This window comes from Bacteroides sp. AF39-16AC (assembly GCF_003602735.1).
In the GTDB taxonomy this organism is placed as follows: domain Bacteria; phylum Bacteroidota; class Bacteroidia; order Bacteroidales; family Bacteroidaceae; genus Bacteroides; species Bacteroides uniformis.
On sequence record NZ_QTLN01000001.1, the window covers coordinates 204,352 to 230,529 of the forward strand.

Annotated in this window: 21 protein-coding genes, 1 other RNA gene and 1 pseudogene; 8 read left to right on the top strand and 15 right to left on the bottom strand. The window is 49.1% G+C overall.

Annotated features, from left to right (window positions below; translation table 11 throughout):
* Window positions 1-30: 30 nt before the first annotated feature.
* From DW039_RS00875 to DW039_RS00895, 4 genes are all read right to left on the bottom strand, one after another.
* The gene (locus DW039_RS00875; RefSeq protein WP_057097793.1) at window positions 31-1,377 is read right to left on the bottom strand and encodes an MATE family efflux transporter; all 1,347 of its coding nucleotides are present in this window, start codon (window positions 1,375-1,377) and stop codon (window positions 31-33) included.
* 223 nt (window positions 1,378-1,600) lie between these two features.
* Complete coding sequence (locus DW039_RS00885) at window positions 1,601-2,689, bottom strand: 2-aminoethylphosphonate--pyruvate transaminase (RefSeq protein ID WP_117713742.1); 1,089 nt, start codon at window positions 2,687-2,689, stop codon at window positions 1,601-1,603.
* A 36-nt stretch (window positions 2,690-2,725) separates the two neighbouring features.
* Entirely contained in the window at window positions 2,726-3,520 is a 795-nt protein-coding gene (gene phnX, locus DW039_RS00890) for a phosphonoacetaldehyde hydrolase (protein WP_022401952.1), read from the bottom strand.
* 11 nt (window positions 3,521-3,531) lie between these two features.
* The gene (locus tag DW039_RS00895; RefSeq protein WP_081106195.1) at window positions 3,532-4,989 is read right to left on the bottom strand and encodes a DUF5690 family protein; all 1,458 of its coding nucleotides are present in this window, start codon (window positions 4,987-4,989) and stop codon (window positions 3,532-3,534) included.
* On the opposite strand from DW039_RS00895, the pseudogene DW039_RS00900 reads away from it, so the two are divergent.
* The 5 genes and pseudogenes from DW039_RS00900 to DW039_RS00920 form a co-directional block, all read left to right on the top strand.
* Window positions 4,990-5,547, top strand: a pseudogene (locus DW039_RS00900) (hypothetical protein); the annotation flags it as partial. It lies immediately after the preceding gene.
* Window positions 5,548-5,644: 97 nt separating this feature from the next.
* Window positions 5,645-7,585 carry a heavy metal translocating P-type ATPase gene (locus tag DW039_RS00905; RefSeq protein ID WP_120137974.1) on the top strand — a complete coding sequence of 647 codons (1,941 nt, stop codon included), beginning with the start codon at window positions 5,645-5,647 and terminating at the stop codon, window positions 7,583-7,585.
* A gap of 5 nt (window positions 7,586-7,590) precedes the next feature.
* The gene (locus tag DW039_RS00910) at window positions 7,591-8,025 is read left to right on the top strand and encodes a Fur family transcriptional regulator (RefSeq protein ID WP_005831909.1); all 435 of its coding nucleotides are present in this window, start codon (window positions 7,591-7,593) and stop codon (window positions 8,023-8,025) included.
* A 71-nt stretch (window positions 8,026-8,096) separates the two neighbouring features.
* Entirely contained in the window at window positions 8,097-9,737 is a 1,641-nt protein-coding gene (locus tag DW039_RS00915) for a sigma-70 family RNA polymerase sigma factor (protein ID WP_117704008.1), read from the top strand.
* Window positions 9,738-9,818: 81 nt separating this feature from the next.
* Window positions 9,819-10,616 carry a bifunctional 2-polyprenyl-6-hydroxyphenol methylase/3-demethylubiquinol 3-O-methyltransferase UbiG gene (locus DW039_RS00920; RefSeq protein ID WP_022401948.1) on the top strand — a complete coding sequence of 266 codons (798 nt, stop codon included), beginning with the start codon at window positions 9,819-9,821 and terminating at the stop codon, window positions 10,614-10,616.
* Between the two features lie 199 nt (window positions 10,617-10,815).
* Here the strand turns inward: DW039_RS00920 and DW039_RS00925 are convergent, their stop codons facing one another.
* Both DW039_RS00925 and ssrA read right to left on the bottom strand, forming a co-directional pair.
* Window positions 10,816-11,301, bottom strand: a complete 486-nt coding sequence (locus DW039_RS00925; RefSeq protein ID WP_016272883.1) for a helix-turn-helix domain-containing protein — start codon at window positions 11,299-11,301, stop codon at window positions 10,816-10,818.
* Between the two features lie 205 nt (window positions 11,302-11,506).
* Window positions 11,507-11,905: a transfer-messenger RNA gene (ssrA, locus tag DW039_RS00930) on the bottom strand.
* 820 nt (window positions 11,906-12,725) lie between these two features.
* Between ssrA and DW039_RS00935 the strand changes: the two genes are divergently transcribed.
* From DW039_RS00935 to DW039_RS00945, 3 genes are all read left to right on the top strand, one after another.
* Window positions 12,726-15,554, top strand: a complete 2,829-nt coding sequence (locus DW039_RS00935; protein ID WP_120172573.1) for a beta-glucosidase — start codon at window positions 12,726-12,728, stop codon at window positions 15,552-15,554.
* Window positions 15,555-15,655: 101 nt separating this feature from the next.
* A complete protein-coding gene (locus DW039_RS00940) occupies window positions 15,656-16,783 on the top strand; it encodes a lactonase family protein (RefSeq protein WP_057258650.1) in 1,128 nt (375 codons plus the stop codon).
* 70 nt (window positions 16,784-16,853) lie between these two features.
* Window positions 16,854-17,903 (top strand): DUF4831 family protein, encoded by a 1,050-nt coding sequence (locus DW039_RS00945; protein ID WP_057258670.1) that lies wholly within the window; start codon window positions 16,854-16,856, stop codon window positions 17,901-17,903.
* Window positions 17,904-17,910: 7 nt separating this feature from the next.
* On the opposite strand, the gene DW039_RS00950 is transcribed toward DW039_RS00945, so the two are convergent.
* The 9 genes from DW039_RS00950 to rlmN all read right to left on the bottom strand — a co-directional run bounded on the left by DW039_RS00950 (window position 17,911) and on the right by rlmN (window position 26,033).
* Window positions 17,911-18,264: a PqqD family protein gene (locus DW039_RS00950; protein WP_057258649.1), complete on the bottom strand. Its 354-nt coding sequence runs from the start codon at window positions 18,262-18,264 to the stop codon at window positions 17,911-17,913.
* 19 nt (window positions 18,265-18,283) lie between these two features.
* Window positions 18,284-19,675: an MFS transporter gene (locus tag DW039_RS00955; protein WP_005831932.1), complete on the bottom strand. Its 1,392-nt coding sequence runs from the start codon at window positions 19,673-19,675 to the stop codon at window positions 18,284-18,286.
* 153 nt (window positions 19,676-19,828) lie between these two features.
* Window positions 19,829-20,218 (bottom strand): preprotein translocase subunit SecG, encoded by a 390-nt coding sequence (gene secG / locus DW039_RS00960; protein ID WP_009038088.1) that lies wholly within the window; start codon window positions 20,216-20,218, stop codon window positions 19,829-19,831.
* A 4-nt stretch (window positions 20,219-20,222) separates the two neighbouring features.
* On the bottom strand, window positions 20,223-20,996 hold the full coding sequence (locus DW039_RS00965; protein WP_005831938.1) for a hypothetical protein: 774 nt from the start codon (window positions 20,994-20,996) through the stop codon (window positions 20,223-20,225).
* A gap of 4 nt (window positions 20,997-21,000) precedes the next feature.
* On the bottom strand, window positions 21,001-21,525 hold the full coding sequence (locus tag DW039_RS00970; RefSeq protein WP_005831940.1) for an LptE family protein: 525 nt from the start codon (window positions 21,523-21,525) through the stop codon (window positions 21,001-21,003).
* Window positions 21,512-22,762 carry a sigma-54-dependent Fis family transcriptional regulator gene (locus tag DW039_RS00975; protein ID WP_005831941.1) on the bottom strand — a complete coding sequence of 417 codons (1,251 nt, stop codon included), beginning with the start codon at window positions 22,760-22,762 and terminating at the stop codon, window positions 21,512-21,514. The genes DW039_RS00970 and DW039_RS00975 overlap by 14 nt, the downstream gene beginning before the upstream one ends.
* Before the next feature lies 1 nt (window position 22,763).
* Window positions 22,764-23,861, bottom strand: coding sequence for a 4-hydroxythreonine-4-phosphate dehydrogenase PdxA (pdxA, locus tag DW039_RS00980; RefSeq protein ID WP_005831943.1), 1,098 nt, complete (start codon window positions 23,859-23,861; stop codon window positions 22,764-22,766).
* Window positions 23,862-23,866: 5 nt separating this feature from the next.
* The gene (locus tag DW039_RS00985) at window positions 23,867-24,922 is read right to left on the bottom strand and encodes a DUF4837 family protein (protein WP_016272888.1); all 1,056 of its coding nucleotides are present in this window, start codon (window positions 24,920-24,922) and stop codon (window positions 23,867-23,869) included.
* A gap of 70 nt (window positions 24,923-24,992) precedes the next feature.
* On the bottom strand, window positions 24,993-26,033 hold the full coding sequence (rlmN, locus tag DW039_RS00990) for a 23S rRNA (adenine(2503)-C(2))-methyltransferase RlmN (protein WP_022401941.1): 1,041 nt from the start codon (window positions 26,031-26,033) through the stop codon (window positions 24,993-24,995).
* Window positions 26,034-26,178 lie beyond the last annotated feature (145 nt).

The following is a 26,178-nucleotide window of genomic DNA, read 5'->3' on the forward strand; positions in this document are numbered from 1 at the left end:
CTTCTTTCAACTCCCCGATACAAAGATACACTAATTTTTCTTCATCCGAAGTATCCGCCGATAGACATAAATGAAGGCTGGTATTAAAAAGGCATCTGCAAAAATCCATGCAGTAGGGTCACCAAAACACACGGCCAGATAGCCGAAAGCCGGAACAGCCAGCAGGCTGACCAGTATCCGGGCAATCATTTCCGAGACACCGGAAAGCATGGCAAGATTGGTATATCCCACCCCCTGGATAGTGTATCGCAGGATGCAGAGCAGTCCCAAAACCGGGAAAAAGGAAACGGAAATGTGCAGGAACAACTCCGTATTCTTTAAAATCTCCAACTCAGAGGCATCTACAAAGAACAGGGCAAAAGTCCTGGCACCGAACATCAGTACACAGAAAGTGAACGCCCAATAAACAATCATCATCAGGGTGCTTGCCTTGACTCCCATCCAGATACGTTCCGGCTTGCCCGCACCGTAGTTTTGCCCGCTATAGGTGGCCATTGCCATGCCCAGACTCTCGAAAGGACACATGAAAAACATCTTGATACGCATGGCTGCCGTGAATGCAGCCACACAAGCCGTACCCAAAGCATTATTGGCGCTTTGCAGCATAATGCTGCCAATGGCAGTAATGGAAAATTGCAGTCCCATGGGTACGCCGATGTACATCAGTGTGCGTGCCAAAGCACCGTCGAATTTCCGCTCGGCTGGCGTTGTCTTCAGAATGTCGAAACGACGCATCATATAGATGTAGCACAATATGGCCGAGACGCCTTGTGAAAATACGGTAGCGATGGCAGCTCCTGCCACTCCCCAACCCAGTACCAGAATGCAGAACAAATCGAGCAGGATATTCAGTACCGTAGAGAGAAGTAGAAACCAAAACGGCGTCTTGCTGTCACCCAATGCACGGATAATACTGGACAGCAGATTATAGAAGAAAGTAAAGGGAACCCCGATAAACGTGACAAGCAGGTAATAATAGGCTCCCGTGAATATGTTCTCCGGCGTACTCATCATGTGCAGAATGTCTGCACAGTAAAAGCTGGTAACCACGGCAATGACAACAGACATCACCGCAGCCAGCTGCAGGCTGACAGCCACATAACGGCGCATCGTGACATAATCCCGCGCACCGAACTTTTGCGCCACGGGAATGCCGAAACCTCCGCAACAGCCATTGCAGAATCCCAGAATAAGAAAAACGACCGAAGTGCTTGCCCCGACTGAAGCCAAGGCGTTGATACCCAGAAAGCGCCCCACGATAGCTGCATCTACCAATGAATAGGTCTGTTGCAGCAGATTGCCGAGCAGTAAAGGCAAAGTAAAGTTGAAAATCAACGGAAGAGCCCGTCCTTCCGTCATTTCTCTGGATGTTGCCATAAATCTGATACCTCCGAAATTGGGTGCAAAAATACGAAAAGATAGCGTTTACAGACTTGACGAAGGTCAAATTTAATAGGGAAGCTTAAGAAGAAGGAAGGCGAAGGACAAATCATTCCATCATGGGGAAAATATTATTCCACCACTAGGAAAAAATCGTTCCACCATGGTGGAACGATTTTTCCTCCACGATGGAACGATTAAATCTATGCAGATTCGGAGCTTAGTATTTACACTCGCGAATTATCTCTATCAGCTGCCGGAAATCTTCGGGATGAACATCTCCGATATTGCCGATACGGAAAGTGTCGGCTTGCGAAATCTTTCCCGGATAGATGACAAATCCACGTTCTTTCAGTTGTGTGTAGAAAGTTTTGAAGTTGAAATCGGCATGAGGATAGAGGAAAGAAGTAATAACGGGCGATTGAATCTCGTCCGGCAGCAACGTTTGGAAACCGAGGGAACGCATGCCGTCCACCAGCACGCGGTGGTTCTCGCAATATCTGTTGTGACGGGCCTCCACACCGCCCTCCTCTGCCAGTTCGTCCATGGCTTGCTTGAAGGCGCGGACCACGTGTGTAGGAGAAGTAAAACGCCATTTGCCATGTCCTTTCTCCATGGCTTCCCATTGGTCGTAAATGTTGAGAGAGAGTGACTTGGAGACGCCCTTGCAGTGCAACAGCTCGGAACGGCGAGCGATGATGAAGCCAAATCCCGGAACGCCCTGGATGCACTTGTTGGCACTGCTGATGAGGAAGTCTATGCCCAGTTCGTGTACATCGAGGGGAACACCGCCGAAGCTGCTCATGGCGTCTACAATCAGTTTCTTGCCGTGCATCTTGACGAGGTGGGCTATCTCCTTGAGGGGATTGAGCACGCCGGTAGTGGTTTCGCAATGCACCACGGCAACGTGGGTGATTTCGGCATTGTGCGAAAGATAGTCGTCGACGTAGCTGACGGAGACTTGCTCTGTTTCGTCAAAAGCAAGCATGTCGTACGAGATGCCGTGATACTCGGCGATGTTGCCCATGCGGTCGCCGTAGGCGCCGTTGCTCAGTATGAGGAGTTTGTCGCCAGGCTTGATGACGCTACCGATGACGGCTTCCACACAATACGTGCCGCTGCCTTGCAGGAGGATGGAAGTATAGTCGCCGGTATGCTGGGTGGCGAGGGAGACGAGGGACTTGCGGATTTCTTCCACAATGTGGAGGTTGTAGTCTTCGTCCCAGGTACACCAGTCGGTCAGCATGGCTTCCTTGACGGTTTGTGAGGTAGTAAGGGGGCCGGGGGTAAGGAGAATGTAGGGTTTCATATGCATTGAGTTTTTAAGTTTATACGTTTATAAGGGTTACAAAATCTCAAGTTTACGGTTTATCTCGGCGATGACTGCGGGGAGCTCGGCAATGGTATCGACCACATAGTGGGCACCGGCGGCAAGCATGCGGCGGCAGACATCGGCCTTACGGGCTTCGAGCTCATCGGCAGGCAAGGAGGAGACTTCCTCTTGCGTCAGTCCCAGTTCGTTACTGCCGAGGACTACGCCGACGGTCCATGCTTTGGCATTGATACCCTCCTTGATGTCGGCGATGGTGTCGCCATACTTCAACACACAATCTACGGAGGGGATGGCGAGGTCTGCCATATTCTTATATATCATGTAGGGAGCAGGACGGCCTGCAGGCAACCCGTCGGGAGCGACGCAATTATCTACCGCATAGCCTTTGGCTGTGGCGGCAGGCAGCACAACATCCATCATAGAGCGGGTATAGCCGGTGGTGGAGCCAATGCGGATACCTTGCGCACGCAGTGCGGAAATCGTTTCCACCACACCGGGAATAGGGTCGGTATAATCTTCGAGCGAGGCAAACAACACCCGTTGGAATTCGGCATAACGTGCCTGCACGTCTTCCTCACCGGCGGGACGGCCGAATTTCCGTTCAAATTCCGCACGGACACGCTCTATATCGAACAGCGCACGGATTTCTTCTACTTTGGTCAGCCCCATGTGCGCACGTGTTTCGGCAGCTGTGACGGGAACGCCGATGGCCCGAAAGCTCTCGACAAAGGCGGCGACGGGAGCAAAGCAACCGTAATCGACGGCAGTTCCTGCCCAGTCCATAATGATACATTCAATTCTTTTCATACGATATATTATTATTCAGTCTCAAGAAGCAAGGAATTGCCCGGCCGGGACCAACGGCGCAAACGGAAAAGGGAAGAGCCCAACGGTCCCGAAGCATTCTCCTTGCGATAGCGCTGCACCAGGTAGACAGCCGAGCATAGGAAAGCCACACTGCACACAATGCCGGCATAGCCCGACATCAGGTTATAGAAATCCAGCCAGTTGATGTCCGGATTGAAGAATTCTTTGAATACCAATACCACCACCGTACCGGTATACCCGATAAAATCGAGTGTGACAATAAAGAACCCCACATTCCCCTTGATGCGGAAGCAGGCGATGAAACGCTCGAAGAACAACGTCTGGAAGCTGAGGTAAACAGTATAGAGCGACAAACTCTGGAGGAACAGCCACGTCATGGGTGGCAGTTGCAACCCATCGTAATTGAAGGCCACGAATCCCAAGGTCGCTGTGCCGCACGTCACAAGCACCAGCAGCAGGCACAGCACCTTTATATTACTCCTCACCGCGGACATCAGTCCGAAAAGCAACAAGATAATCAGTGTCACCACCGCATCTACCTTGGCAAATGCCCACGACGACAGCTCCGCCGCCTCCACATCCAGAATCTTCACCAGGAAGTCCTCCTTGATGTCCTGCAAGACGGTGATGAACAAGTTTGCCGCAAACAGCATCAGCAATACCGGCATGAAGCTCTTGAAGAGGTCCGCACGCGCCCTGCCGTCCAGCGTCACCCGTTCCGAGCGCAGTGCCCGGTCTGCCGCGGTAGGTTGCGGCATTCTCGTCATCAGCCAGCCCAGCAACGACAGCAGCGGGAAGGCAAAGGCACCGATAAAGGCAGGCATCCAGAACTCACTGATGTGGAGATGCTCCATCACAAACAGCCCGACGGACTTTGCCGTGCCCGAACTGATGGCAATGCTCAGCCCCATTAGGCTCGCCAGCAGGTCCGTCACCCGCCGCCCCTCGAGGAAACTGAAAATCACTCCCCACATGCATCCCAACGAAAGCCCGTTGAAGAACAGCGCAAAGACATTCAGCGGCCGGGGCAACGCTCCGAACAGCACCAGCGAAAGCTCGGCCACCGCCACCGAGAGGATGATGAACTTCAGACGGTTCTCCTTCTTCAGTTCCGAAATTACCTTGATGCCAATCAGCTTGGAAATAAAATAGCCGGAAATCTGCACGATGCTGGTTGCCGTCTTGTAATCCATCCCGAAGAAGTCGAGCCCGTCGAAGCCCGCAGCCGTAAACGGCTTGCGCAGCGCATAGACCAGTGAATAGGAGAGCAAAGCCGCTCCACCCGCCCAAAGGATGAACAAGGCATCAGCCAGTCTCTTGCTCTGTATTATCTGTTTTTTCTCACCGTTGAACATAGTGTGTCGTTTAAGTTCGTTCTTGATTTCGGCGGCAAAGATAGAGGCGGGTGCTGACAGCAAAAATGAATTTCCATTATTAATAAACTTCATGAGATGCTCCACTCGGCGCAGGAAGTGTACAATTACAGCGGCATCTACATCAGTTACAGCCTCTCTTCCTCCTCCAATGCCTTAAAGGTAGAGCCTTACCTGATAACCCCTGCCGACAGCAACGACCACGTCAAAGTGGTGCACATGAGCGCCTACAACACCACCCACTTCGGCACTGCTGTCTTCAACAACCACCAGAATGCCTATATCTTCTTCAACGAACGCGAGGCGCCCCAACTGGCCTTGTCCACCATCTACCTGCAACTGCCCATGTACGACTTTCCCCACCTGCTCAAAGGGCTCTACCTCTGTCTGGACTACAACCGCAACCCCATAGCCCGCCGCATCCTCTTCATCAAACACTCGGACAGCACCTCCATGGACGACTTCCTGGAACTGAAAGGCCAGCTCATCCCCCAAGACCAGCTGACCGACGAGCAACGCCCCTACTACAACTACACCTGCCAGCCGGGCGACTTCATCAAAACCTGCTCCGTCCCCTCTCCCCTGCTGAACGAGAAAGACCTGGAACGGGAGAAGCGGATGCTGGAAATCTAAGACAGCCCGGACAGTCCGGGAATTTTCACTTTGCAACCAAGTTGCATCTCCTTTCCGCTACCTTTGCTGCAGAAAATAGAAAATAGGAGGAAACAATATGAGTTGCAAATGCTGCTGCACACACGGACATACAGCGATACAAGAAAAAAGAAACAGTCTGCTGAAAGATTATTGGAGAATCATCCTCTCCGCCCTATTGCTCTTCGGAGGGCTCATCCTGAATGCTACTGACACCACCTTCTTCAAGGGAGAGTATGTACCTTTTATATGGTACTTGCTTGCCTATCTCCCCGTAGGCCTCCCGGTGATGAGGGAAGCCTGGGAAAGCATCCTGCAAAAGGACGTGTTCAGCGAATTCACCCTTATGTCCATCGCCACCCTCGGCGCCTTCTATATAGGCGAATATCCCGAAGGCGTTGCCGTCATGCTCTTCTACTCCTTGGGAGAGCTCTTTCAGGACAAAGCCGTAGACAAAGCCAAGCGTAACATCAGCGCCCTGCTCGACGTACGTCCCGAAACGGCAACGGTCATCAGAAACGGCAGTACACTTGTCGAAGCTCCCCAACATGTGCAGGTAGGCGAAACCATCGAAGTAAAAGCCGGAGAGCGCGTCCCCCTGGACGGAACGATGCTGGACGAAGTTGCCGCCTTCAACACCTCTGCACTGACGGGAGAAAGTGTTCCCCGCAACATCCGCCAGGGCGGGGAAGTGCTTGCCGGAATGATTGCGACCGACAAAGTCGTACGCATCCAAGTCACCAAACCCTTCGAGAAAAGTGCTCTTTCCCGTATATTGGAACTGGTGCAGAATGCCTCCGAGCGCAAAGCGCCGGCAGAACTTTTCATCCGTAAGTTTGCCCGTATCTATACACCCGCCGTCACCGGACTGGCGGCATTGATTGTACTGCTCCCCTTCCTCTATTCGCTGGCAGATGCACAATTCTCGTTCATCTTCAATGACTGGCTATACAGGGCATTGGTCTTTCTGGTTATCTCCTGCCCGTGCGCCCTCGTCGTAAGCATTCCGTTAGGCTACTTCGGAGGAATCGGCGCCGCCTCCCGCCTGGGTGTCCTCTTCAAAGGTGGCAACTACCTCGATGCCATCACCCAAGTCAACACGGTGGTATTCGACAAGACGGGTACGCTGACCAAAGGCACCTTCGATGTACAATCCTGCCAGGCACAACCGGGAGTTACGGAAGAGAAGTTGATACAGCTTGCCGCCTCGGCAGAGCGAAACAGTACGCACCCCATAGCCAAAGCCATCGTAAGCTATGCCAAACAAAGGGATATAGAGTTGATTGCCACAACGGACGTTACGGAGATTGCCGGCCACGGACTGCAAGCCACTATGGATGGAACGCGTGTCCTGGTGGGCAACACCCGCCTGCTGACTAAGTTCGGGATAGAATATCCCGATGAATTGTCATCAATTGTCGATACGATTGTGGCCTGCGCCATCGGAACAAAATATGCCGGTTATCTGTTGCTATCAGACACATTAAAGGAAGATGCCGTCAACGCCGTCAAAGAATTAAAAGCTTTAAATATCAATAATATTCAGATATTATCGGGAGACAAACAAGCCATTGTTACTAACTTTGCAGAAAAGCTAGGCATCACCCAGGCATACGGAGACCTGCTGCCGGACGGAAAGGTGAAGCACATCGAGGCACTCCGCAGCAACCCTGCCAACCGAATAGCCTTTGTGGGCGACGGCATCAATGATGCCCCGGTTCTTGCCCTTAGCCATGTGGGCATCGCCATGGGCGGACTTGGCAGCGATGCCGCCATCGAAACCGCCGATGTAGTGATACAGACAGACCAGCCTTCGAGAGTGGCCACCGCCATTCATGCGGGCAGGCAAACCCGCCGGATTGTCTGGCAGAACATCTCGCTGGCTTTCGGAGTGAAGCTGCTTGTCCTCATCCTCGGTGCCGGTGGAATCGCTACACTTTGGGAAGCTGTCTTTGCCGACGTAGGCGTCGCCCTCATTGCGATAGTGAACGCCATACGCATACAAAAACTTATTAAATAGAAAAAATGGAAGAAAAGAAATATTTGGACCTATTGGCCAAAAGGGACATACAGCCCACTGCCATCCGCATCCTGGTATTGCGCACCATGATGCAGGCAGGCCGTTCCGTCTCATTGCTCGACCTTGAAACCATGCTGGATACGGTGGACAAATCCACCATCTTCCGTACCCTTACCCTATTCCTCTCCCATCATCTGATACACAGTATAGATGACGGGACGGGTTCCTTCAAGTATGCCGTGTGCAGCGACAGTTGCTCTTGCGACGTAAGCGACCTGCACACCCATTTCCATTGCGAGAAATGCAACAAAACCTTCTGCTTCACCAACATTCCCACTCCGGTGGTGAAGCTGCCTCAAGGATTTACACTGAACAGCATCAACTATGTACTGAAAGGCATTTGTCCGGACTGTGCAGCAGAAGTCAACCGGGAGGCTTAGTTAAAAAATAAAAATCCATGCAGTCATTCATGTTCTTCTCTATCCTTAAGAAATAACATTGAGACAAACACATGGATACAAAAGCTCTTGTCACTTTATGCCAGAAGGGAAACGGGCAGGCCTTGAGCCTGCTCTACGAAAACTATTCAGAGAAAATGCTGAAAGTATGCCTACGCTATATTCCCGACCCAACGATAGCCCAAGATCTTCTTCACGACGGTTTTGTCATCATATTCACTTCCATTCATTCGCTGCGCAACCCGGAGAAACTGGAATACTGGATGAAAAAGATTATGAGAAACCTGGCACTGCAATACCTCAACCATGCCAATGCCAACCCCACCATCCCATTGACAGATATTCCGGAAGAGGAAGAGCCTGCTGAAAATCCTTTTTGTCCGGATTTCATTTCGTACGATAAGATGCTGGATATAGTGGAGAGCCTTCCGGAGGGCTACTGCAAGGTATTTAAACTGGCAGTACTGGAAGGATTGTCCCACAAAGAAATCGGAGATTTACTGGGTATAGCGCCACACTCCTCTTCCTCCCAATTGTTCCGGGCGAAAATTTTACTTAAAAAGATGCTGGCAGGATACCGTGTATTCATTGTTTTGACAGTATTGCTTCTCTTTCCAACGCTGTATGACTATCTGTACAGAGAGAAAAAGAGTATCAGGGAAAACCGTTTGTCCAAAGTTTCTTCCAGGCAAGCCGGGAGTACGCAACAAACAAAGAAAACCGATACTCCCCGAACCGACGAACAATGCTATACCAAAGAAAATCTGAACAAAAGGGAACGAATCATCCCTCCCGTTCCAGTTTCCACAGAATGGCCCCTTGCCATACCCACAATGAAAGATAGTATCCACAAATATCCCATACCTTCTCCATTCACCGGACAGACCATCACCAACCGGCAGATGGCTTTCGCCTCCTCCCCTTCCCTGATGCCGCCAACCCGCAAGAAGAAATCCGGAAAATGGAAGTTGATGCTGGCAGGTTCACTCGGACCGCAACTGGCACAGAACTTATATAAGCTGATTGCCACTCCACATACCGACGGCATTTCAAGTGACTTCCCTCAACAAGTCAGCACGTGGGAAGAGTATTATTCTTATCTGCACACCCGCTATCAGCAGGGTACTCTGGGAAAAGATTCCATCGGACTCATGCAGATTGCCCAGAATAACAGCGGCAGGATTGTTGAGAACCAGCAACATCATGCCCCCATCGTCGTGGGACTCTCTCTCAGCAAGAAATTGAATGAGCGTTGGAGTCTGGAAACCGGATTGCAATATACGCTTCTCAGGTCGGAGTTCACTACCGGCGAAGCATTCCGCATTCAAGACAACCAGAAGTTGCATTATATCGGCATTCCTCTCCGGCTTTCCTACCGTTTCTGGCATTACAAACGTTTCTCCAGTTATGCCACGGCAGGCATGCAGGTGGATATCCCCATAAAAGGGACACTCCAAAGCTTCCATGTCACGGACAGTATTCCACACAAGCTCGACAGCCAGCCGGTAAGTGCTCCCTGGCAGTGGTCGGTCAACACAAGTATAGGCATACAATATCGCCTCACACCCCAGGCAGGCATCTATCTGGAGCCGACTGTAAACTATTATATCCCCGACGGCAGCCAACTGCGCACCATCCGAAAGGAACACCCGTTCACATTCACCCTCCCGGTAGGCCTCCGCATTTCCTGGTAAAAAAACGATGCGCCACGCAGTCTTTTACCCGACTGATTATCTATTTATATGGATAATCAAACTCAAGAAGGAACAAAGAACATGCAGAAACGACATACCGACCGGGAAAGCTACTTTGGTGAACAGTCACAGACCAGCAAGAACTATTATATCCCCTACATAAAGGAAGTCATCGGACACATCCCCGATAAAGTGCTGGAAGTGGGCTGTGGAGAGGGAGGCAATCTGCTCCCCTTTGCCAAAGCCGGTTGCCGAGTGATGGGCGTAGACATTGATGCCATGCGAATAGAGCAAGCCAGGACCTTCTTCGCCCAAAGGCATCAGCAGGGACAGTTCATTGCCACCGACATTTTCCAGCTTAAGGACAAGGCTACGAATTTTCCCCTGATTCTTCTACACGATGTGATAGAGCATATCAGAGACAAAGAACGGTTCCTCTCCGGCCTACAAAAGCATTTGTCTGCCGATGGAGCTATATTTGTAGGGTTTCCCGCCTGGCAAATGCCATTCGGAGGCCACCAGCAGATAGCACACAGCCGCATTGTTTCACACTTCCCTTTTCTCCACCTCCTTCCCCGCACTTTATACAAATGGATATTAAGACTATGCGGCGAGCAGGAACACGCAATTACGGAGCTACTGGATATAAAGAGCACCGGATGCACCATCGAACTGTTCAATCGCATCGTCCGGCAAGCCAACTATCAAATCATTGACCGGAGACTGTACCTTATAAACCCACATTATAAAATCAAATTCGGCTTGTCCCCACGAAGGCTCAACGGAGTTATTGCTGCTATCCCGTATATAAGAAACTTCTTTTGTACAAGTTGCTTTTACATATTAAAGAAAGGGACTAAAACTGTTAATCACTACTGATTTCCCAGCTTTAGAATTGATTCCGAACCATCAATTTAAGATTATATATTCAGAAGAAATCATTAATTTTTTGAATAGCTCTGATGAAAGAGTGGGTGTAGAAACCCTCATAAACTAAAAAATCCCCCTCGCTGCAGATGGTTGTAGCGAGGGGGATTTCAATAAAAGAGGAACTTGCACTTCCTCCCTTTTAATGTTTTTACATCGTTACTTGGTTCATTACAGCCTCGTCAGGTGTCGTTCCTATTTCATCGGCAAATAATATGTGGGTGATAGACCCTCTCGGGGTCGGAGTTTCGATTTTAATTCTTTGACCTTGGTACATCTCCGGAATATCAACCAGCTTACATCTATGGGCTTCGTTATTGCCAAAACTGACATAATAGTCTTTCCCTATTACCAGCTTTACAGGTTTACGTTGAGAGAAATGAGTCGGACAAACAGAGCTATCCACTTTTATATCTATCACAAAACCAAGAGCGGATGTTACCTTAGATAGTATATCAATGCTCACATTATAAGCCCCTTTCTCTATCTTGGCTATATTAACACGATTAACACCACAAAGATTAGCCAATTCCTCTTGGGTCATATTTCTCTTCTTGCGAAGAATGGCTAACCGACTACCAATCCGTTCACGTTCTTTCAAAATCTTCTCTGTACATTTTCCTTCGTGAATTTTCATAAATCTGTTGCAGAATTTAAAGTGTTGCCCCCACTTCTAATAGTTATTGATTTTTGAACAGACAAAAGTAGATATTAATTTTGAATTGTAGCACATTTACTACAACTATTTTCTAAATGAATATAAAAGGTAGGGGGAGTAGAAGAAAAGAAAAAGCCCCTGAATTACTGGAATTCAAGGACTTACAAACTTCTTTTTACTATTTCCGTGGAGCTGGAGGGAATCGAACCCTCGTCCAAACGAGGAAATCATAAGCTTTCTACATGCTTATCTTTGCCTAAATTTTCGTGCAGCGGCAGAACCAAAGCCATCAACCGTTGCCTTATCCTCTAAATTTTCACCCGCGCCACGAGGCTGACACGAACTATCCCCGATTTGACTGCACCACTTTATCGGAATGCTTCGGAGCAACAGCTTCCGAGTGATGTCACGTCCCAGCACCTGGTGCCGGGATTAAGCTTCAATCTACTATACTTCGATTAAGCAGCGAGAGCGTAACGAGTTTCGCCAGATAAAATTTTGAGGACTGAGATTAAAGTGCAAATCAACGACGCACTGCATGCTTACTTACCATTTCTGCCCGCTGTCAAATCCAGTCAACCCCATGACTTTGTAACGGTCTGAAATTTAAAAGATTGCGTAACTCATTGCTAAGTAGGGAGGGTGAAAAAGGGATAAATGCTACTTTATTTTTCATCCTCTACCGCTTTCTTTGGCCCAAAGATACATATTCTTTTATTAGCAATCACCATATATTTACAAATATTAGCTAATACTGACTTTTCGTGATAAAAACAATAATCTTCCATACATAGAATATGTGCACCCCATTGTCATCAATGTTCAAACAGCTACCAAAGCCTGTATCCGTTGACGGAATTACCCCCTGCAAGAGGGAATATCTATCTTCTGTAATGGATATTTGTACAAAAGAGATGGGAAGTTAACGGAAAAAGTCTCTGAAGTTAACTGAAAAACCGGAAAGAATTAAGGAAGCAATCTATCCCAAACTTTGGTTTTTCCATACCCAGCCTTGGGATGTCTAAACCAAGGTTTGGTTTAGACATCCCAAGGTTGAAAAGAAAGTTCTTCCATACAAGCAACAATTCCGCCAACAGATTCCTATTATATAAATACACCCTCGTTTAACAGATGTAGCCGTAATACTTGTATACACCGCGACTGCATCTACTTTTCAGGTTATTATAGTGTTCTCTCTTTCTTTTTAAAAGTGAATGATATGTTTCGTCTAATAATGATTTGAATTCCCCGGTAGCGTCTTGGAGGATATTTTTAGTAAGAGGAAGACCCTTCGGACAATAAAAGCCGATACTTCGGACTATTTTATCCCTTTATTTCACACATTAGCCGTATTTTTGTCAACAAAAGAAACAATAATAACCAAGAGATTTTTAGAACATATCATGAAGAACCTTATTGCCCTAACCCTGCTGCTTGGAGGAAGCACACTGCTCTGCGCACAAAAGCCTGCCAAAACACCGGCAACCTACAAGCCGGTGAAAAGTGAAATGTACCGCAAAGGTTGGATAGACTTCAACAAAAACGGAGTGAAAGACGTGTACGAAGACCCCTCCGCCCCGCTCGAAGCACGCATCGAAAACCTGCTGCAACAGATGACGCTGGACGAAAAGACCTGCCAAATGGTCACCCTCTACGGCTACAAACGCGTACTGAAAGACGACCTCCCCACCCCCGAATGGAAAGAGCTGCTCTGGAAAGACGGCATCGGCGCCATCGACGAACACCTGAACGGCTTCCAGCAATGGGGGCTGCCTCCCTCGGACAATGCCTACGTCTGGCCCGCCTCGCGCCACGCCTGGGCACTGAACGAGGTGCAACGGTTCTTTGTGGAAGATACCCGTCTCGGCATCCCCGTAGACTTTACCAACGAAGGCATACGCGGCGTGGAAAGCTACCGCGCCACCAACTTCCCCACCCAACTGGGACTGGGACATACCTGGAACCGTGAACTGATTCGCCAAGTAGGACTCATCACCGGACGCGAAGCCCGCATGCTGGGCTACACCAACGTCTACGCCCCCATCCTCGACGTAGGACGCGACCAGCGCTGGGGACGCTACGAAGAAGTTTACGGCGAATCTCCCTACCTCGTAGCCGAACTGGGCATCGAAATGGTGCGCGGCTTGCAGCACAACCACCAAGTGGCCGCCACCGGCAAGCACTTTGCCGCTTACAGTAACAACAAAGGCGCCCGCGAAGGCATGGCACGCGTGGACCCGCAAATGTCGCCGCGCGAAGTGGAGAACATACACATCTACCCCTTCAAACGCGTCATCCGGGAAGCTGGCATGCTGGGCGTAATGAGTTCGTACAACGATTACGACGGCATCCCCGTGCAGGGCAGCTACTACTGGCTCACCACCCGCCTGCGTGGCGAAATGGGATTCCGTGGCTACGTCGTATCCGACAGTGACGCCGTAGAATACCTCTACACCAAGCACGGCACCGCCAAAGACATGAAAGAAGCCGTCCGCCAAAGCGTGGAAGCCGGGCTGAACGTACGCTGTACCTTCCGCTCGCCCGACTCCTTCGTCCTTCCCCTCCGCGAACTGGTGAAGGAAGGCGGGCTGAGCGAAGAAGTCATTAACGACCGTGTGCGCGACATCCTCCGGGTAAAGTTCCTCATTGGTCTGTTCGATGCCCCCTACCAGACAGACCTTGCCGGTGCCGACCGTGAAGTGGAAAAAGAAGAGAACGAAGCCATCGCCTTGCAGGCATCCCACGAGTCCGTCGTTCTGCTGAAGAATGCCGATGAGCTGTTGCCCTTAGACATCAACTCCACCAAGAAGATTGCCGTCTGTGGTCCCAATGCCAATGAAGAAGGCTACGCGCTGACCCATTACGGCCCACTTGCCGTAGAAGTGACCACTGTGCTGGAAGGCATTCAAGAAAAGACAAAAGGCAAGGCAGAGGTGCTCTACACCAAAGGCTGCGACCTAGTGGATGCCCACTGGCCCGAAAGTGAAATCATAGACTATCCTCTGACCGACGACGAGCAAGCCGAGATAGACAAAGCCGTAGAAAATGCCCGCCAAGCTGATGTTGCCGTCGTAGTATTGGGCGGCGGACAACGCACCTGCGGCGAAAACAAATCGCGCACCAGCCTCGACCTGCCCGGCCGGCAGTTGCAACTGCTTCAAGCCATACAAGCCACGGGCAAGCCCGTCGTACTGATACTCATCAACGGACGCCCGCTCTCCATCAACTGGGCAGACAAGTTCGTCCCCGCTATCCTCGAAGCCTGGTATCCCGGCTCCAAAGGCGGAACAGCCCTGGCCGACATCCTCTTCGGCGACTACAACCCCGGTGGAAAGCTGACGGTGACCTTCCCCAAGACCGTAGGGCAAATCCCCTTCAACTTCCCCTGCAAACCTTCTTCACAGATAGACGGCGGTAAGAATCCGGGACCTACGGGCAACATGTCACGCATCAACGGAGCACTCTACCCCTTCGGTTACGGCTTGAGCTACACCACCTTCGAGTACTCCGACCTCGACATCACCCCCCGAGTCATCACCCCGAACGAGTCTGCCACCGTCCGCCTGAAGGTGACCAACACCGGCAAACGTGCCGGAGATGAAGTAGTGCAGCTCTATATCCGCGACGTACTGAGCAGCATCACCACCTACGAAAAGAATCTTGCAGGCTTCCAGCGCATCCACCTCGAACCGGGCGAAGCCCAGGAGCTGTCCTTCACCATCGACCGCAAGCACCTGGAGCTTCTGGACGCCGACATGAAATGGGTGGTGGAACCCGGCGACTTCGTGCTCATGGCCGGCGCCTCTTCCGAAGACATCCGCCTGAACGGAACGCTGACCGTAGAAGACTACCAGACCCGTGCCAAAGCCATTGAAGCCCAAAAACCAGCAAAGCGTGTGAGTGCCAGCACCAACCCAGAGGATGCCGAAAACGTGCTCGACGAAAAAATCAATACCGCATGGCAAGGAAATAAGGGAGATTATATTACCTTTGCCTTGAAGAACGGAGCCAAGGTAGATAAAGTTGCCATTGCCTTTACACGTGACAACAACCTGCCGGCAACCTTCGAAATCCAGCTCTCGGGCGGTGGCGGACAGTTCCTCACCGTATATTCGGGCACCGTCAGCGAATACGGCAAACTGATTTCCTATCCGTTCAAAGGCACTACCGCCAGCGACCTCCGCATCGTGCTGAACGATGACCGCGTCAGTATTGCCGAAGTTAAATTTTAATGTGCTAATGTGCCAATATGCTAATGTACCAATGACCATGCAGCATATACAGCGCAGCCAATTAGCACATTAGCATATTGGCACATTAACACATTAAATTAATGAAAACACTTCTTTTCTGTATGCTCGGATTAGGTTTGACAGCATGTGGCTCTTCTCCAAAGGGCACTAACGGTGACCAGGACGAACTCGCCATGCTAATAGGTACTTACACGAATGGCTCAAGTAAGGGTATCTATACCTTCCGCTTTAATCAGGAGACGGGAACAGCCGTTCCGCTCAGTTCAGCGGCATTGCCCAATCCCTCCTACCTCGTCCCCTCGGAAGATGGCGAATTTGTCTATGCCGTCAGTGAAATGAACGACAGCACAGCAGCCCTCAGCTCCCTTGCCTTCGACCGGGAAACGGGAGAACTGCGCCTGCTGAACACCGTTCCCACCTTCGGCGCCGACCCCTGCTACGTGGCCACCAATGGCCGGGAAGTGTTGACTGCCAACTACAGCGGTGGAACCATGTCCGTCTTTCCTTTACAGAAAGACGGCACTTTGGCTCCTGCAGACACGCTCTTTCAAGGCTCTGCCACCGGTCCCGACGCCATACGGCAAGCCACTCCCCACATCCATTGCACGGTCTTTTCACCGGACGGAAAGTATATCTTCGCCACCGACTTCAGTGCCGACCGCATCCTGCGCTTTGTGATGCACCCCGACGACCCTATTCCTCATGCTTCTCTGGAAGCCGTTGGCATTGAGGCAGATTCCGGCCCGCGCCATCTGACATTCAGCCCTAACGGGAAGTTTGCCTATCTCATCACCGAACTGTCCGGTAAGGTCATTGCCTTCAGTTACGACGACGGCTGCCTGGAACAGATACAGACTATCACAGCCGACACCGTAGCCGCCCGTGGAAGTGCAGACATCCACCTCAGTCCGGATGGGAAATACCTCTACGCCAGCAACCGTCTGAAAGAAGACGGCATCGCCATCTTTGCCGTGAATCCCGAAAATGGGACCTTGGCAAAGGTAGGTTATCAGCCCACCGGCATCCATCCCCGCAACTTCAACATCACGCCCAACGGTAAATACTTGCTTGCCGCCTGCCGCGACAGCAATGTCATTCAGGTATACAAACGAAACGAAGTTACCGGACTCTTGGAAGATACTCATCAGGACATTGTAGTCGACATGCCGGTTTGCGTACAGTTCGTCAGCTCTGTTAATAATTTATAAAGCAATATTTAGCAAAGATAACTTCATTAACTTTGTCCCTTAGCTAAATCAGTCTAAACGAATGTACATTATGAAGAAGAATATATTGATGCTCTCAGCTCTGTTCTTGTCTACCACTGCCCTGGCGCAAACAGACGTAACCACCGGTGTGATGCGTGGCAAAGACTACGGAGTGACCTATATGTTACCCAAAACAGAAATAGAAATCGTATTGCAAGCCACCAAACATACTTACACTCCCGGAGAATTTTGCAGATATGCCGACCGCTATCTGCGTCTCAACAACGTGTCTGCCGAACCCGAGGAGTTCTGGACACTGGATAAGATAGAAACCCGCATAGCCGGTGTACCGGATAAGGACAACGTCTATTTCGTGAAGATGAAAGACAAGACCGTAGCACCCCTTATGGAGCTTACCGAAGACGGAATTGTCCGCTCCATCAACATTCCGTTCAGCGGTAAGCCTGCTGCCAAGACGCCCGAAGCCAAAGCCACCGAAAGCAGCATTGACCCACGCAGTTTTCTGACGGAAGAAATACTGATGTCCAACTCCAGTGCCAAGATGGCCGAGCTGGTGGCTAAGGAAATATACAGCATCCGCGAAAGCAAGAATGCCCTCCTGCGCGGCGAAGCAGACAATATGCCCAAGGACGGCGCCCAACTCAAGCTGATGCTTGACAATCTGAACCAGCAGGAAACGGCTATGACGGAAATGTTCTCGGGCAAAATAAAGAAAGAACCCAAGACATTCACCATCCGGCTGACGCCTAAAGAGATGAAAGATGAAGTGGCTTTCCGTTTTTCCCGAAAGCTGGGAGTGGTGGCCAATAATGACCTTGCCGGTGAACCGTATTATATCAGCGTCACCGACCTCAAAAGTCCCGATGTATCTGCCACCGAGGAAGGCAAAAAGAAAGTGGACGGTGTAGCCTATAACCTTCCGGGCAAGGCACAAGTGACATTGGTGTATAACAATAAGAAATTGTTTGACGACCAACTTCCCATTACCCAATTCGGCACCGTAGAATACCTCGCACCGGTACTGTTCAACAAGAATTCTACCATCAAAGTGCTGTTTGATACGGCAACGGGAGGATTGATAAAAGTGGATAGGGAATAAAGGAATTCTAATTCCGGATTGTCAACTGGATAAATCCATCCTTACGCAACTGCATTACGTAGGCGGTGACCCGGGGAATATAATTCTCTTCCTCCCCAAAGTGCCTGGCAAGTAGATAGATGATTTCGCGCACGGTACGATGTCCATCTATCAGATTCCAGACAGCTGTACCGTGTTCTTCCAGCCTCACATGGATGTCAGGAGACATCCCCTTCGGCAATAAAAAACGACGCATCCATTCGTATTTAAACCGTGGGTAGGCGAGTACGGCGCACTCACCTTCCCATTCGGTTGTTATATGTCCACAGCGGACCGGAACAGCGTCCAACAGACTTACTTTTCCTTCGGGTATTTCCATCATACGGTATCCGCTTTTCCTATTATTTCTGAATATTAGGCTCTTCCAGCTTATAACCATACTTCTTGTCTGCCTTCTTCAGCAGTAGAGCCACTATAAGGGACAAGCAGGCAATACCGGTAAAAATGCACATAGGCACCGTATAGTCATACATATTCGTTCCATCTGGTTTCTTGCCGGATATACAATAGGCATCAAGCACCCACCCTATCAATGTAGGAATACCCCAAAGACCGATATTCTGGATAAAGAAAATCAATGCGTATGCCGTACCCAACTGGCTTACCGGGAATATCTTGGCCACAGCCGGCCACATGGCAGAAGGTACCAGCGAGAAAGCGATACCCAAAATTATCATCAGCACAATAGCTACCAGCCAATAGTTTATATCGGGAATAGCATAAATGAAATGCACACATATCAGCATGGCCGAGCCCAGCAGCATGATAGATGCGGACTTGCCCCGCTTGTCAATGAAACCACCAAAGACCGGAGTCAGAATCAGCGCTCCCAATGCCGGAAGTCCGGCAAATGTACCGGCCACATTCTCATTGATACCGTATTTGATAATCATCAACTCGGAAGCAAACTTCTGGAATGGGAATACACAAGAGTAGAACAATACACACAGCAATGCTATCAGCCAGAAACCGGGATTGACCAGAATATTCTTCACATCCTTAAAAGAGAACTTCTCTTCCTCATCTTCCGTACCGGCAGCAATGGCAGCAGCTTCCATCTGTTTGTCCAGCTTCTTGTCCATCACTGCAAAGACGAAGAAAGCAATCATACCGCCCAACAACAGAACCAAACCCAACAACACCGGTGTGGAAATACCGAAAGCGCGGGCCAAAGGAATGGCTACGGCATAACCGGCTTGCGAACCGATACGTGCTAAAGCGACTTGTACCCCCATAGCCGTGGCAAGCTCTTTCCCCTTAAACCACTTGGCTATGATTTTGGAAACTGTAATACCGGCGACCTCCGCTCCTACTCCAAAAATGGAATAACCGGCAAAAGCAACAAACACACCCGTTTTATAGCCAAATATTTCATTGATTCCGAATAAAGTCGCGTCGGCACCGGCAAGTCCCGTCATTGCATAGTATTCAAGTGCTGTACCACCTACCATCAGGATAGTTGCCAGCTTTCCGGTGAAACGGATACCAAAGCGGTCGAGGATTAATCCTCCCCAAATCAACATCAGGAAAAAAACATTCAGAAAACTATAACCACCGGTAAAGAATCCGAAATCGGTACTCGACCAAGCCAAGTCCGTTTCCAACATTGTCTTCAACGGTGCTACCACGTCGTTTACATAATAAGCTGCCATCATCGTGAAGGCAACAATCACCAATGCCCCCCAACGGGTAGCCTTGGAATCATTCAATTTAAGTTTGAGTTGTTCTGTCATTGTACTATTTGGATTTCAATTTATTAATCAGATTGCATAAATTGCTGACAAAGGTAAATAAATACTTCATCAAAACGAAAAAAGGCTGACACCTTTTCAGTATCAACCTTTCTCTTATTTTTCCAAGCGGGAGTCATCCGCAATATCCTTATCTTATTCTGCTGCAGGGGCTTCTGCTGCAGGAGCAGGAGCTTCAGCCGGAGTTGTAGCTGCAGGGGCCTCCGATTGCGGAGCTTCTGTACCTACGGGCATGTTATAAGGATTAGTTTTTTCTTCTTGTTGCGCCTGTTCCAGAATCACATCACCGCCCTTGCCTGTGGAAGAAGGAATAGTGTAAGCAGAAACAATACTGAAGACTACCATGACAGCTGCCAGAGTCCAGGTTGCTTTTTCCAAAAAGTCCGTAGTCTTGCGCACACCCATAATTTGGTTGGATGATGAAAAGCCTGATGCCAGACCACCTCCTTTAGAATTTTGAATCAATACAATGAAGCACATCAGCACAGATGCAATCAGCATTAAGATAACTAATAATAAATACATTTTGTTATTTTGATTTAGCGTTAATAATCAATTTCTCCAAAAATCTGATTTGGTCTGCAAAGTAAGCATTTTTTTTTGGATAATTCAAACTTAATTTTTTAATAATTTCAAGCGCCTTGTCATATCGGTGCTGTTTTATATAGATTTTGGCTAAAGTTTCCGTAAAACAGCTATCGTCCAACTCTTCCGTTACCGGCGATACGGAGGGTTCTTCCTCTTCTTCAGTCTCTTCCTCCTTCTCTACAAGAAACTCCCTTCTCGTATCCGAGGCATCCGAAGACTCACTCTTTTGGATAAAGTCATCTATCAATTCATGCCCGCGCAGTTTAGGCACTTCCGACTCATCTTCTGCATCCACACCGGGTTCTTCCTGCATTAAATAGGCCGTATAATCCACCGCATAATCCAGCTCCGTATGCTGTGAATGCTCTTCGGGAACAGTAGCCAGAAATGCGTCAATCAAGGAAAGGGTACGGTCCACACTCGGCTCTTTCTCCAAATCGCCGGAAAACAGCGACGAGACCTTCCGGGATTTCAAAGTATAGCGGTCACCCTCTATAAAGTAAAACAGCACACGACGGTCTGCCACATACAACACAGCCTTGCGCAACTCCGCGCCAAAGTTGATGTCGTGCAGCAGATAGAGGTTTTTCAGATAGAGCAAACGGAGCGACTGGAAATAAGGATAGCGTGCCACCAATGTGCGAAGCTCGTACAAAGTATCCCTATTCAGCGTCTCGGGATGCTGAATCCATTGTTGCAAATGGGTAGGCGTCATGAGTTTACCAGTTAGCTACAGTTGCATTGAAAATCTGTTCGGCAATGTCTTTCACCATCAAGGTTATCAGCTGGTCCTGCACTTCGGTCAGCAATTTTGAGGAATCATAGGTCTGGAAAGCCGAGAACTGCTGTTCAAAGTCCTCCTCATGGTTCGTGTTATTGGTGTAGCGCACGTTGACAGTCAGCGTCACCTTCACCTTCGAAGAGTAGCCGCTGGCATCCACCGATTCATTATATTGATTGTAGCCGGTTATTTCTCCGTCTATTTCCAGGTCTCCTCCGGAATTCACCAGTTGCAGGCGAGTCTGCTGAATGAACATATCCTTCATTTTCTGGTTAAATTCTGTTGCCAGCGGTGCATATACATACTCTGCCCGGTTCTGGAAATCGGCAATGGAAATCGTTTTTACCTTTGTATAGTCGATAGAGCTTATCGGAGCAAGTCCCAACTTCATACTACATGAATTCACCAGAAATAACAAGCTTACCAACAAGGAAGCAAATGCCGCTTTTTTAATCCAATCCATATTCTTTTATCTTTCTGTATAACGTACGCTCAGAGATATTCAAATCCTGAGCCGCACTCTTACGCTTGCCGTGATGTTTTTCAAGCGCCTTACGTATCATTTCTTTCTCCACTTCATCCAGGGAGAGTGACTCCTCCACATATTCTTCCGTATCCTGGAAATCATCGTCCACCGGAGTAACCGGCTTTACCGAAGGATGTATAATGGTGGGGACACTGGATGTTACCGGAGGTACCACCGCCGGAGTAGCCGGCGTATAGTAGGCCGATGTGGCAACCGCCGGATTGGCTACCGTTCCCCTTTCAGCCATAATCTCATGCACCAACTTTTTCAAGTCCGTTACATCCTGGCGCATATCAAACAGAACCTGGTAGAGAATTTCCCGTTCACTCCCAAAGCTCTTGTCCTCCTTCACTCCAAACAAGGCAGGCAGGCGCTGCATATTGTTCTGCTCAGGCAGATAGCCCTTCAGTATGGATGCATTGATTTCACGATTGGTCTCAATGATGGATATCTGCTCGGTGATATTCTTCAACTGGCGCACATTACCCGGCCATGAGTAGCCCAGCAACACTTGCTTGCCGTCTTCCGTCAGCTGAATGGCAGGCATACGGTACTTTTCTGCAAAGTCCGAAGCAAACTTTCGGAACAGCAGCACCACGTCTTCACCGCGTTCGCGCAATGGAGGGACCTGAATAGGAACTGTGTTCAAACGGTAATACAAGTCTTCACGAAAACGTCCGTCAGCAATGGCTTGTGTCAAGTTTACATTGGTAGCGGCAACAATACGCACATCGGTCTTTTCCACCTTAGAAGAACCTACTTTGATGAATTCACCGCTCTCGAGCACACGCAACAAGCGTGCCTGGGTAGGCAAAGGCAATTCGCCGACTTCATCAAGGAAGATTGTTCCGCCGTTGGCCTCACCGAAATACCCCTTCCGTTCGCCGATAGCCCCGGTAAATGCGCCCTTCTCATGACCGAACAGTTCCGAGTCAATCGTCCCTTCGGGAATGGCTCCACAGTTCACGGCAATGTACTGTCCATGCTTGCGCCGGCTGTACTGGTGTATTATCTGCGGAAAGCTCTCCTTTCCCACACCACTCTCTCCGGTAATCAGTACAGACAAGTCGGTGGGCGCTACCTGGATAGCGATATCAATGGCACGCATCAGCGCTTCATTGTTGCCGATAATGCCGAAACGTAATTTTACTTGTTGTATTTCCGCTTTTGTCATTCTACAAATCTTCTTCTACACTATCGAGTTTCAGTTTGTCGCTATCGTCACGTTTCTCGTAATATTGCTTGCGCAGCGGATTTGCATGTGCCTCTTTCTCACGCTGGCGGTTACGGAACACATCTATTGCCACATAGATAGCCTGCCGGAATGAATCTTCAGAGGCGATTCCTTTCCCGGCAATATCGTAGGCCGTGCCATGAGCAGGCGAAGTGCGTATCACCGGCAAGCCGGCAGTATAGTTCACGCCCTCGTCCATAGCCAATGCCTTGAACGGTGCCAGCCCCTGGTCGTGATACATGGCCAGGATACCATCAAAATGGGTAAAGTTATCTGAGCCCATAAACCCGTCTGCCGGATAAGGACCATAGCAAAGCATACCCTTAGCAGCCATTTCGTTGATGGCCGGAATGATAATCTCCTGCTCTTCAGTTCCCAGCAATCCGCCGTCTCCTGCATGCGGATTCAGCGAAAGCACTGCAATACGCGGTGCGCTGATAGCAAAATCCTGCTTCAAGGAGCGGTTGAATATCTTCAGTTTTTCTTGTATCAGTTCTTTGGTGATGCTTCCGGCTATCTCTTTAACGGGAATATGTCCGGTCACCAATGCTACCCGGAAGTCATCTTTCATCAGAATCATAAGGGCCTTCTCGCCATCTCCCAATTTTTGCTCTATATACTCCGTATGTCCGGGGAAGGCAAACTCCTCCGACTGGATGGTATGCTTGTTGATGGGAGCTGTGACAATCACGTCTATCATTCCCTCCTTATATTCCTCAATGGCTTTTTCCAGTGCACCAAGTGCAGCTTTACCAGCTTCAACGTCAGGTTTAGAGAACTCAACCTTTACTTCATCATCCGTACAGTTCACTACACTCAAGCGATTGGGAACCGCTTCGGAGGCGGAGTTGACGATACTGAAGTTGGTAGGCAAGTCCAATGATTTACGATGATAAGCTGCCACTTTAGGCGAACCGTAGATAATCGGCGTGCACAATTCCAGCATCACCGGGTCTGCAAACGTCTTTAAAATCACTTCATACCCTACACCATTAATGTCGCCTTGTGTAATGCCGACTCTTATTTTGTTGTCTTCCATTTTTATTACTTATTATTAGTAGTATCTTTTGAGGTTACGCCTACCGGAATTTCCGTACCTTCCTGCTTGCTGCCGGGCAGTTTCAAGGTATAGAGCGAAGCCTCCATCTGACGTACCAGATTACGTTTCATTTTATCAGGTGAATAAATAAATATTTCAGATACGATAATACGCTGATTGGCCTTGTCCAAACGTACATGCGATACGAACGGACCGCCCATGAAGTCACCCTTTATGCGCCACAAGCCGCGGGCCTCCAGTGCATAGTCTCCCTGCACACTGATGGGGCGTACATCGGTCATCAGAGAATCCGTCGACATATACATGCCTTCACGGGCACCAGGGATATTAACCTTCATCACGGAATCGCGTTTATGAACAAAATATTCTTTAGTAAACGTATCCTTATCCGTATAAGGATAAGAGTAGATTACAAAGTTCTGGTCGCCGGTAGCTGCATTCGTACCTGCCCAGAAGAAGTTCTCACCCTCCTTGGTAGATGTCAGTTCGCCCGGCACCCATACATCGCAATCGAACTGGCTTTTCACCTTCGTTGCTATATAGTCGCTATGCTTGTCCTTCAATACTGAAATCTGACGATTCATTTCCGCATGGGTAAAGAAATCGATGATTACCTGCCTATTCTCCTCCACAAATTTCTCGAACGAAGCCTCGTCCGGTGCCTGAATAGTGAGAATAGACTGAGGAGCAGCATATACATTCCTTGCATACTTGAATTTAGGCTGGGTATAGAGGTCCTTGTTCACATCGACAATAATGATATTGCGAATCAGTTTTAAAGTGGCATCATAATTGGAAGGGGCAGTATACATGATTCGGAATGAACGTTCTGACTGGGGAAGCCCCGGAACATCAGAATCAAGCACATCGAAAAGCGCCCTACCGGCAGGACGTTCCCACAAGCCGGGCTCCACCACTACCAGAACTTCATACGCACGACCACTGGAGGTCGGAGTAAACACACCCTTTTTACCACCACCGCAAGCGGAAAAAAGTGTCAGTACGAGAACCATACTTAAATAAAACAAGTGCTTTCTCATATCTCTATCATTTTAGTTTTTCACAAAGCTACGAAGAATGCGTAATATCCTCCCTACCTAAGTTAATAATTTATATTAATTCTTCTTTATTCTCCTCCTGCTTGGCAGTGGACAACATGCCACAAGCGGCAAATATATCCTCTCCACGCGATGACCGTATAGTGGTAAACAGACCGTGCGAAGTCAGATAATCACGGAACGCAGTCATGGTTTCCATATCAGCCCCTTCAAGATTCACTCCAGGTATGGCATGAAAACGAATCAGGTTAATCCGGCAGTCCAGCCCGCGTAGCAGCTTCAGAAGTTCCTTTGCATACGGTAACGAGTCATTCACTCCTTTGAAAACAATATATTCAAAAGATAGTCTGCGCTGTTTGCTAAAATCATAGTTTCTTAACAATTCCACAATCTCCGTGATGGAGAACGCCTTCTCTGCCGGCATCAGTTCGCGGCGTTGCAAAGGTATCGGCGAATGAAGGCTGATAGCCAGATGGCAGTCCGATTCCTCAATAAAACGCTGCAAGCCCTTCTTCAATCCCACAGAAGAAAGTGTAACACGCTTGGGACTCCACGCATACCCATAAGAGGCGGTCATTATTTCCAGCGCTTTCAATACCTCGTCCAGATTATCAAGTGGTTCACCCATGCCCATCATTACCACATTGGTAAGCTTGTCCCTTTCGGGCAACGAATTGATTTGATTAATAATCTGGTTGGATGTCAGATTGGCAGTAAAACCTTGTTTGCCGGTCATACAGAACTTGCAATTCATCTTACAGCCCACCTGCGAGGAGACACAAAGCGTAGCCCTGTCTTCGTCGGGTATATAGACAGCTTCCACGAAATGCCCCTCGCCTGCCCGGTACAAGTATTTCACCGTACCGTCTACAGAGCGCATGGCATCTACCGGCGCTTCGGCACCTACCTCATAGATTTCTTTCAGCAATTCCCGATGCTTCAACGAAAGATTGCTCATTTCGTCTATAGAAGTCACCTTCTTGTCATACAGCCAGGAAGCTATCTGCTTGGCAGAGAAACCGGGCATTCCCAGATTCTTCACCACATTCTGCAATTCAGAGAGCGTCAAGCCCAATAGAGGTCGTTTCTGCATATCGTTTTTCATTAAAAACAAAACTCTTTCAAGAATGCAAAGGTAGGAATAAAGTTGCACAAAGACAACGGAGAGTATAGAAAATGAAATGTACAGAGAATGAAAAAGCCGCCCGGGAGTACCGAACGGCTTTTCAATATGGGTT

Coding starts and splice junctions, on each gene's coding strand:
- DW039_RS00875 (WP_057097793.1), bottom strand. CDS start 1,377: ATGGCAACATCCAGAGAAATGACGGAAGGACGGGCTCTTCCGTTGATT.
- DW039_RS00885 (WP_117713742.1), bottom strand. CDS start 2,689: ATGAAACCCTACATTCTCCTTACCCCCGGCCCCCTTACTACCTCACAA.
- phnX (WP_022401952.1), bottom strand. CDS start 3,520: ATGAAAAGAATTGAATGTATCATTATGGACTGGGCAGGAACTGCCGTC.
- DW039_RS00895 (WP_081106195.1), bottom strand. CDS start 4,989: ATGAAGTTTATTAATAATGGAAATTCATTTTTGCTGTCAGCACCCGCC.
- DW039_RS00905 (WP_120137974.1), top strand. CDS start 5,645: ATGAGTTGCAAATGCTGCTGCACACACGGACATACAGCGATACAAGAA.
- DW039_RS00910 (WP_005831909.1), top strand. CDS start 7,591: ATGGAAGAAAAGAAATATTTGGACCTATTGGCCAAAAGGGACATACAG.
- DW039_RS00915 (WP_117704008.1), top strand. CDS start 8,097: ATGGATACAAAAGCTCTTGTCACTTTATGCCAGAAGGGAAACGGGCAG.
- DW039_RS00920 (WP_022401948.1), top strand. CDS start 9,819: ATGCAGAAACGACATACCGACCGGGAAAGCTACTTTGGTGAACAGTCA.
- DW039_RS00925 (WP_016272883.1), bottom strand. CDS start 11,301: ATGAAAATTCACGAAGGAAAATGTACAGAGAAGATTTTGAAAGAACGT.
- DW039_RS00935 (WP_120172573.1), top strand. CDS start 12,726: ATGAAGAACCTTATTGCCCTAACCCTGCTGCTTGGAGGAAGCACACTG.
- DW039_RS00940 (WP_057258650.1), top strand. CDS start 15,656: ATGAAAACACTTCTTTTCTGTATGCTCGGATTAGGTTTGACAGCATGT.
- DW039_RS00945 (WP_057258670.1), top strand. CDS start 16,854: ATGAAGAAGAATATATTGATGCTCTCAGCTCTGTTCTTGTCTACCACT.
- DW039_RS00950 (WP_057258649.1), bottom strand. CDS start 18,264: ATGATGGAAATACCCGAAGGAAAAGTAAGTCTGTTGGACGCTGTTCCG.
- DW039_RS00955 (WP_005831932.1), bottom strand. CDS start 19,675: ATGACAGAACAACTCAAACTTAAATTGAATGATTCCAAGGCTACCCGT.
- secG (WP_009038088.1), bottom strand. CDS start 20,218: ATGTATTTATTATTAGTTATCTTAATGCTGATTGCATCTGTGCTGATG.
- DW039_RS00965 (WP_005831938.1), bottom strand. CDS start 20,996: ATGACGCCTACCCATTTGCAACAATGGATTCAGCATCCCGAGACGCTG.
- DW039_RS00970 (WP_005831940.1), bottom strand. CDS start 21,525: ATGGATTGGATTAAAAAAGCGGCATTTGCTTCCTTGTTGGTAAGCTTG.
- DW039_RS00975 (WP_005831941.1), bottom strand. CDS start 22,762: ATGACAAAAGCGGAAATACAACAAGTAAAATTACGTTTCGGCATTATC.
- pdxA (WP_005831943.1), bottom strand. CDS start 23,861: ATGGAAGACAACAAAATAAGAGTCGGCATTACACAAGGCGACATTAAT.
- DW039_RS00985 (WP_016272888.1), bottom strand. CDS start 24,922: ATGAGAAAGCACTTGTTTTATTTAAGTATGGTTCTCGTACTGACACTT.
- rlmN (WP_022401941.1), bottom strand. CDS start 26,033: ATGCAGAAACGACCTCTATTGGGCTTGACGCTCTCTGAATTGCAGAAT.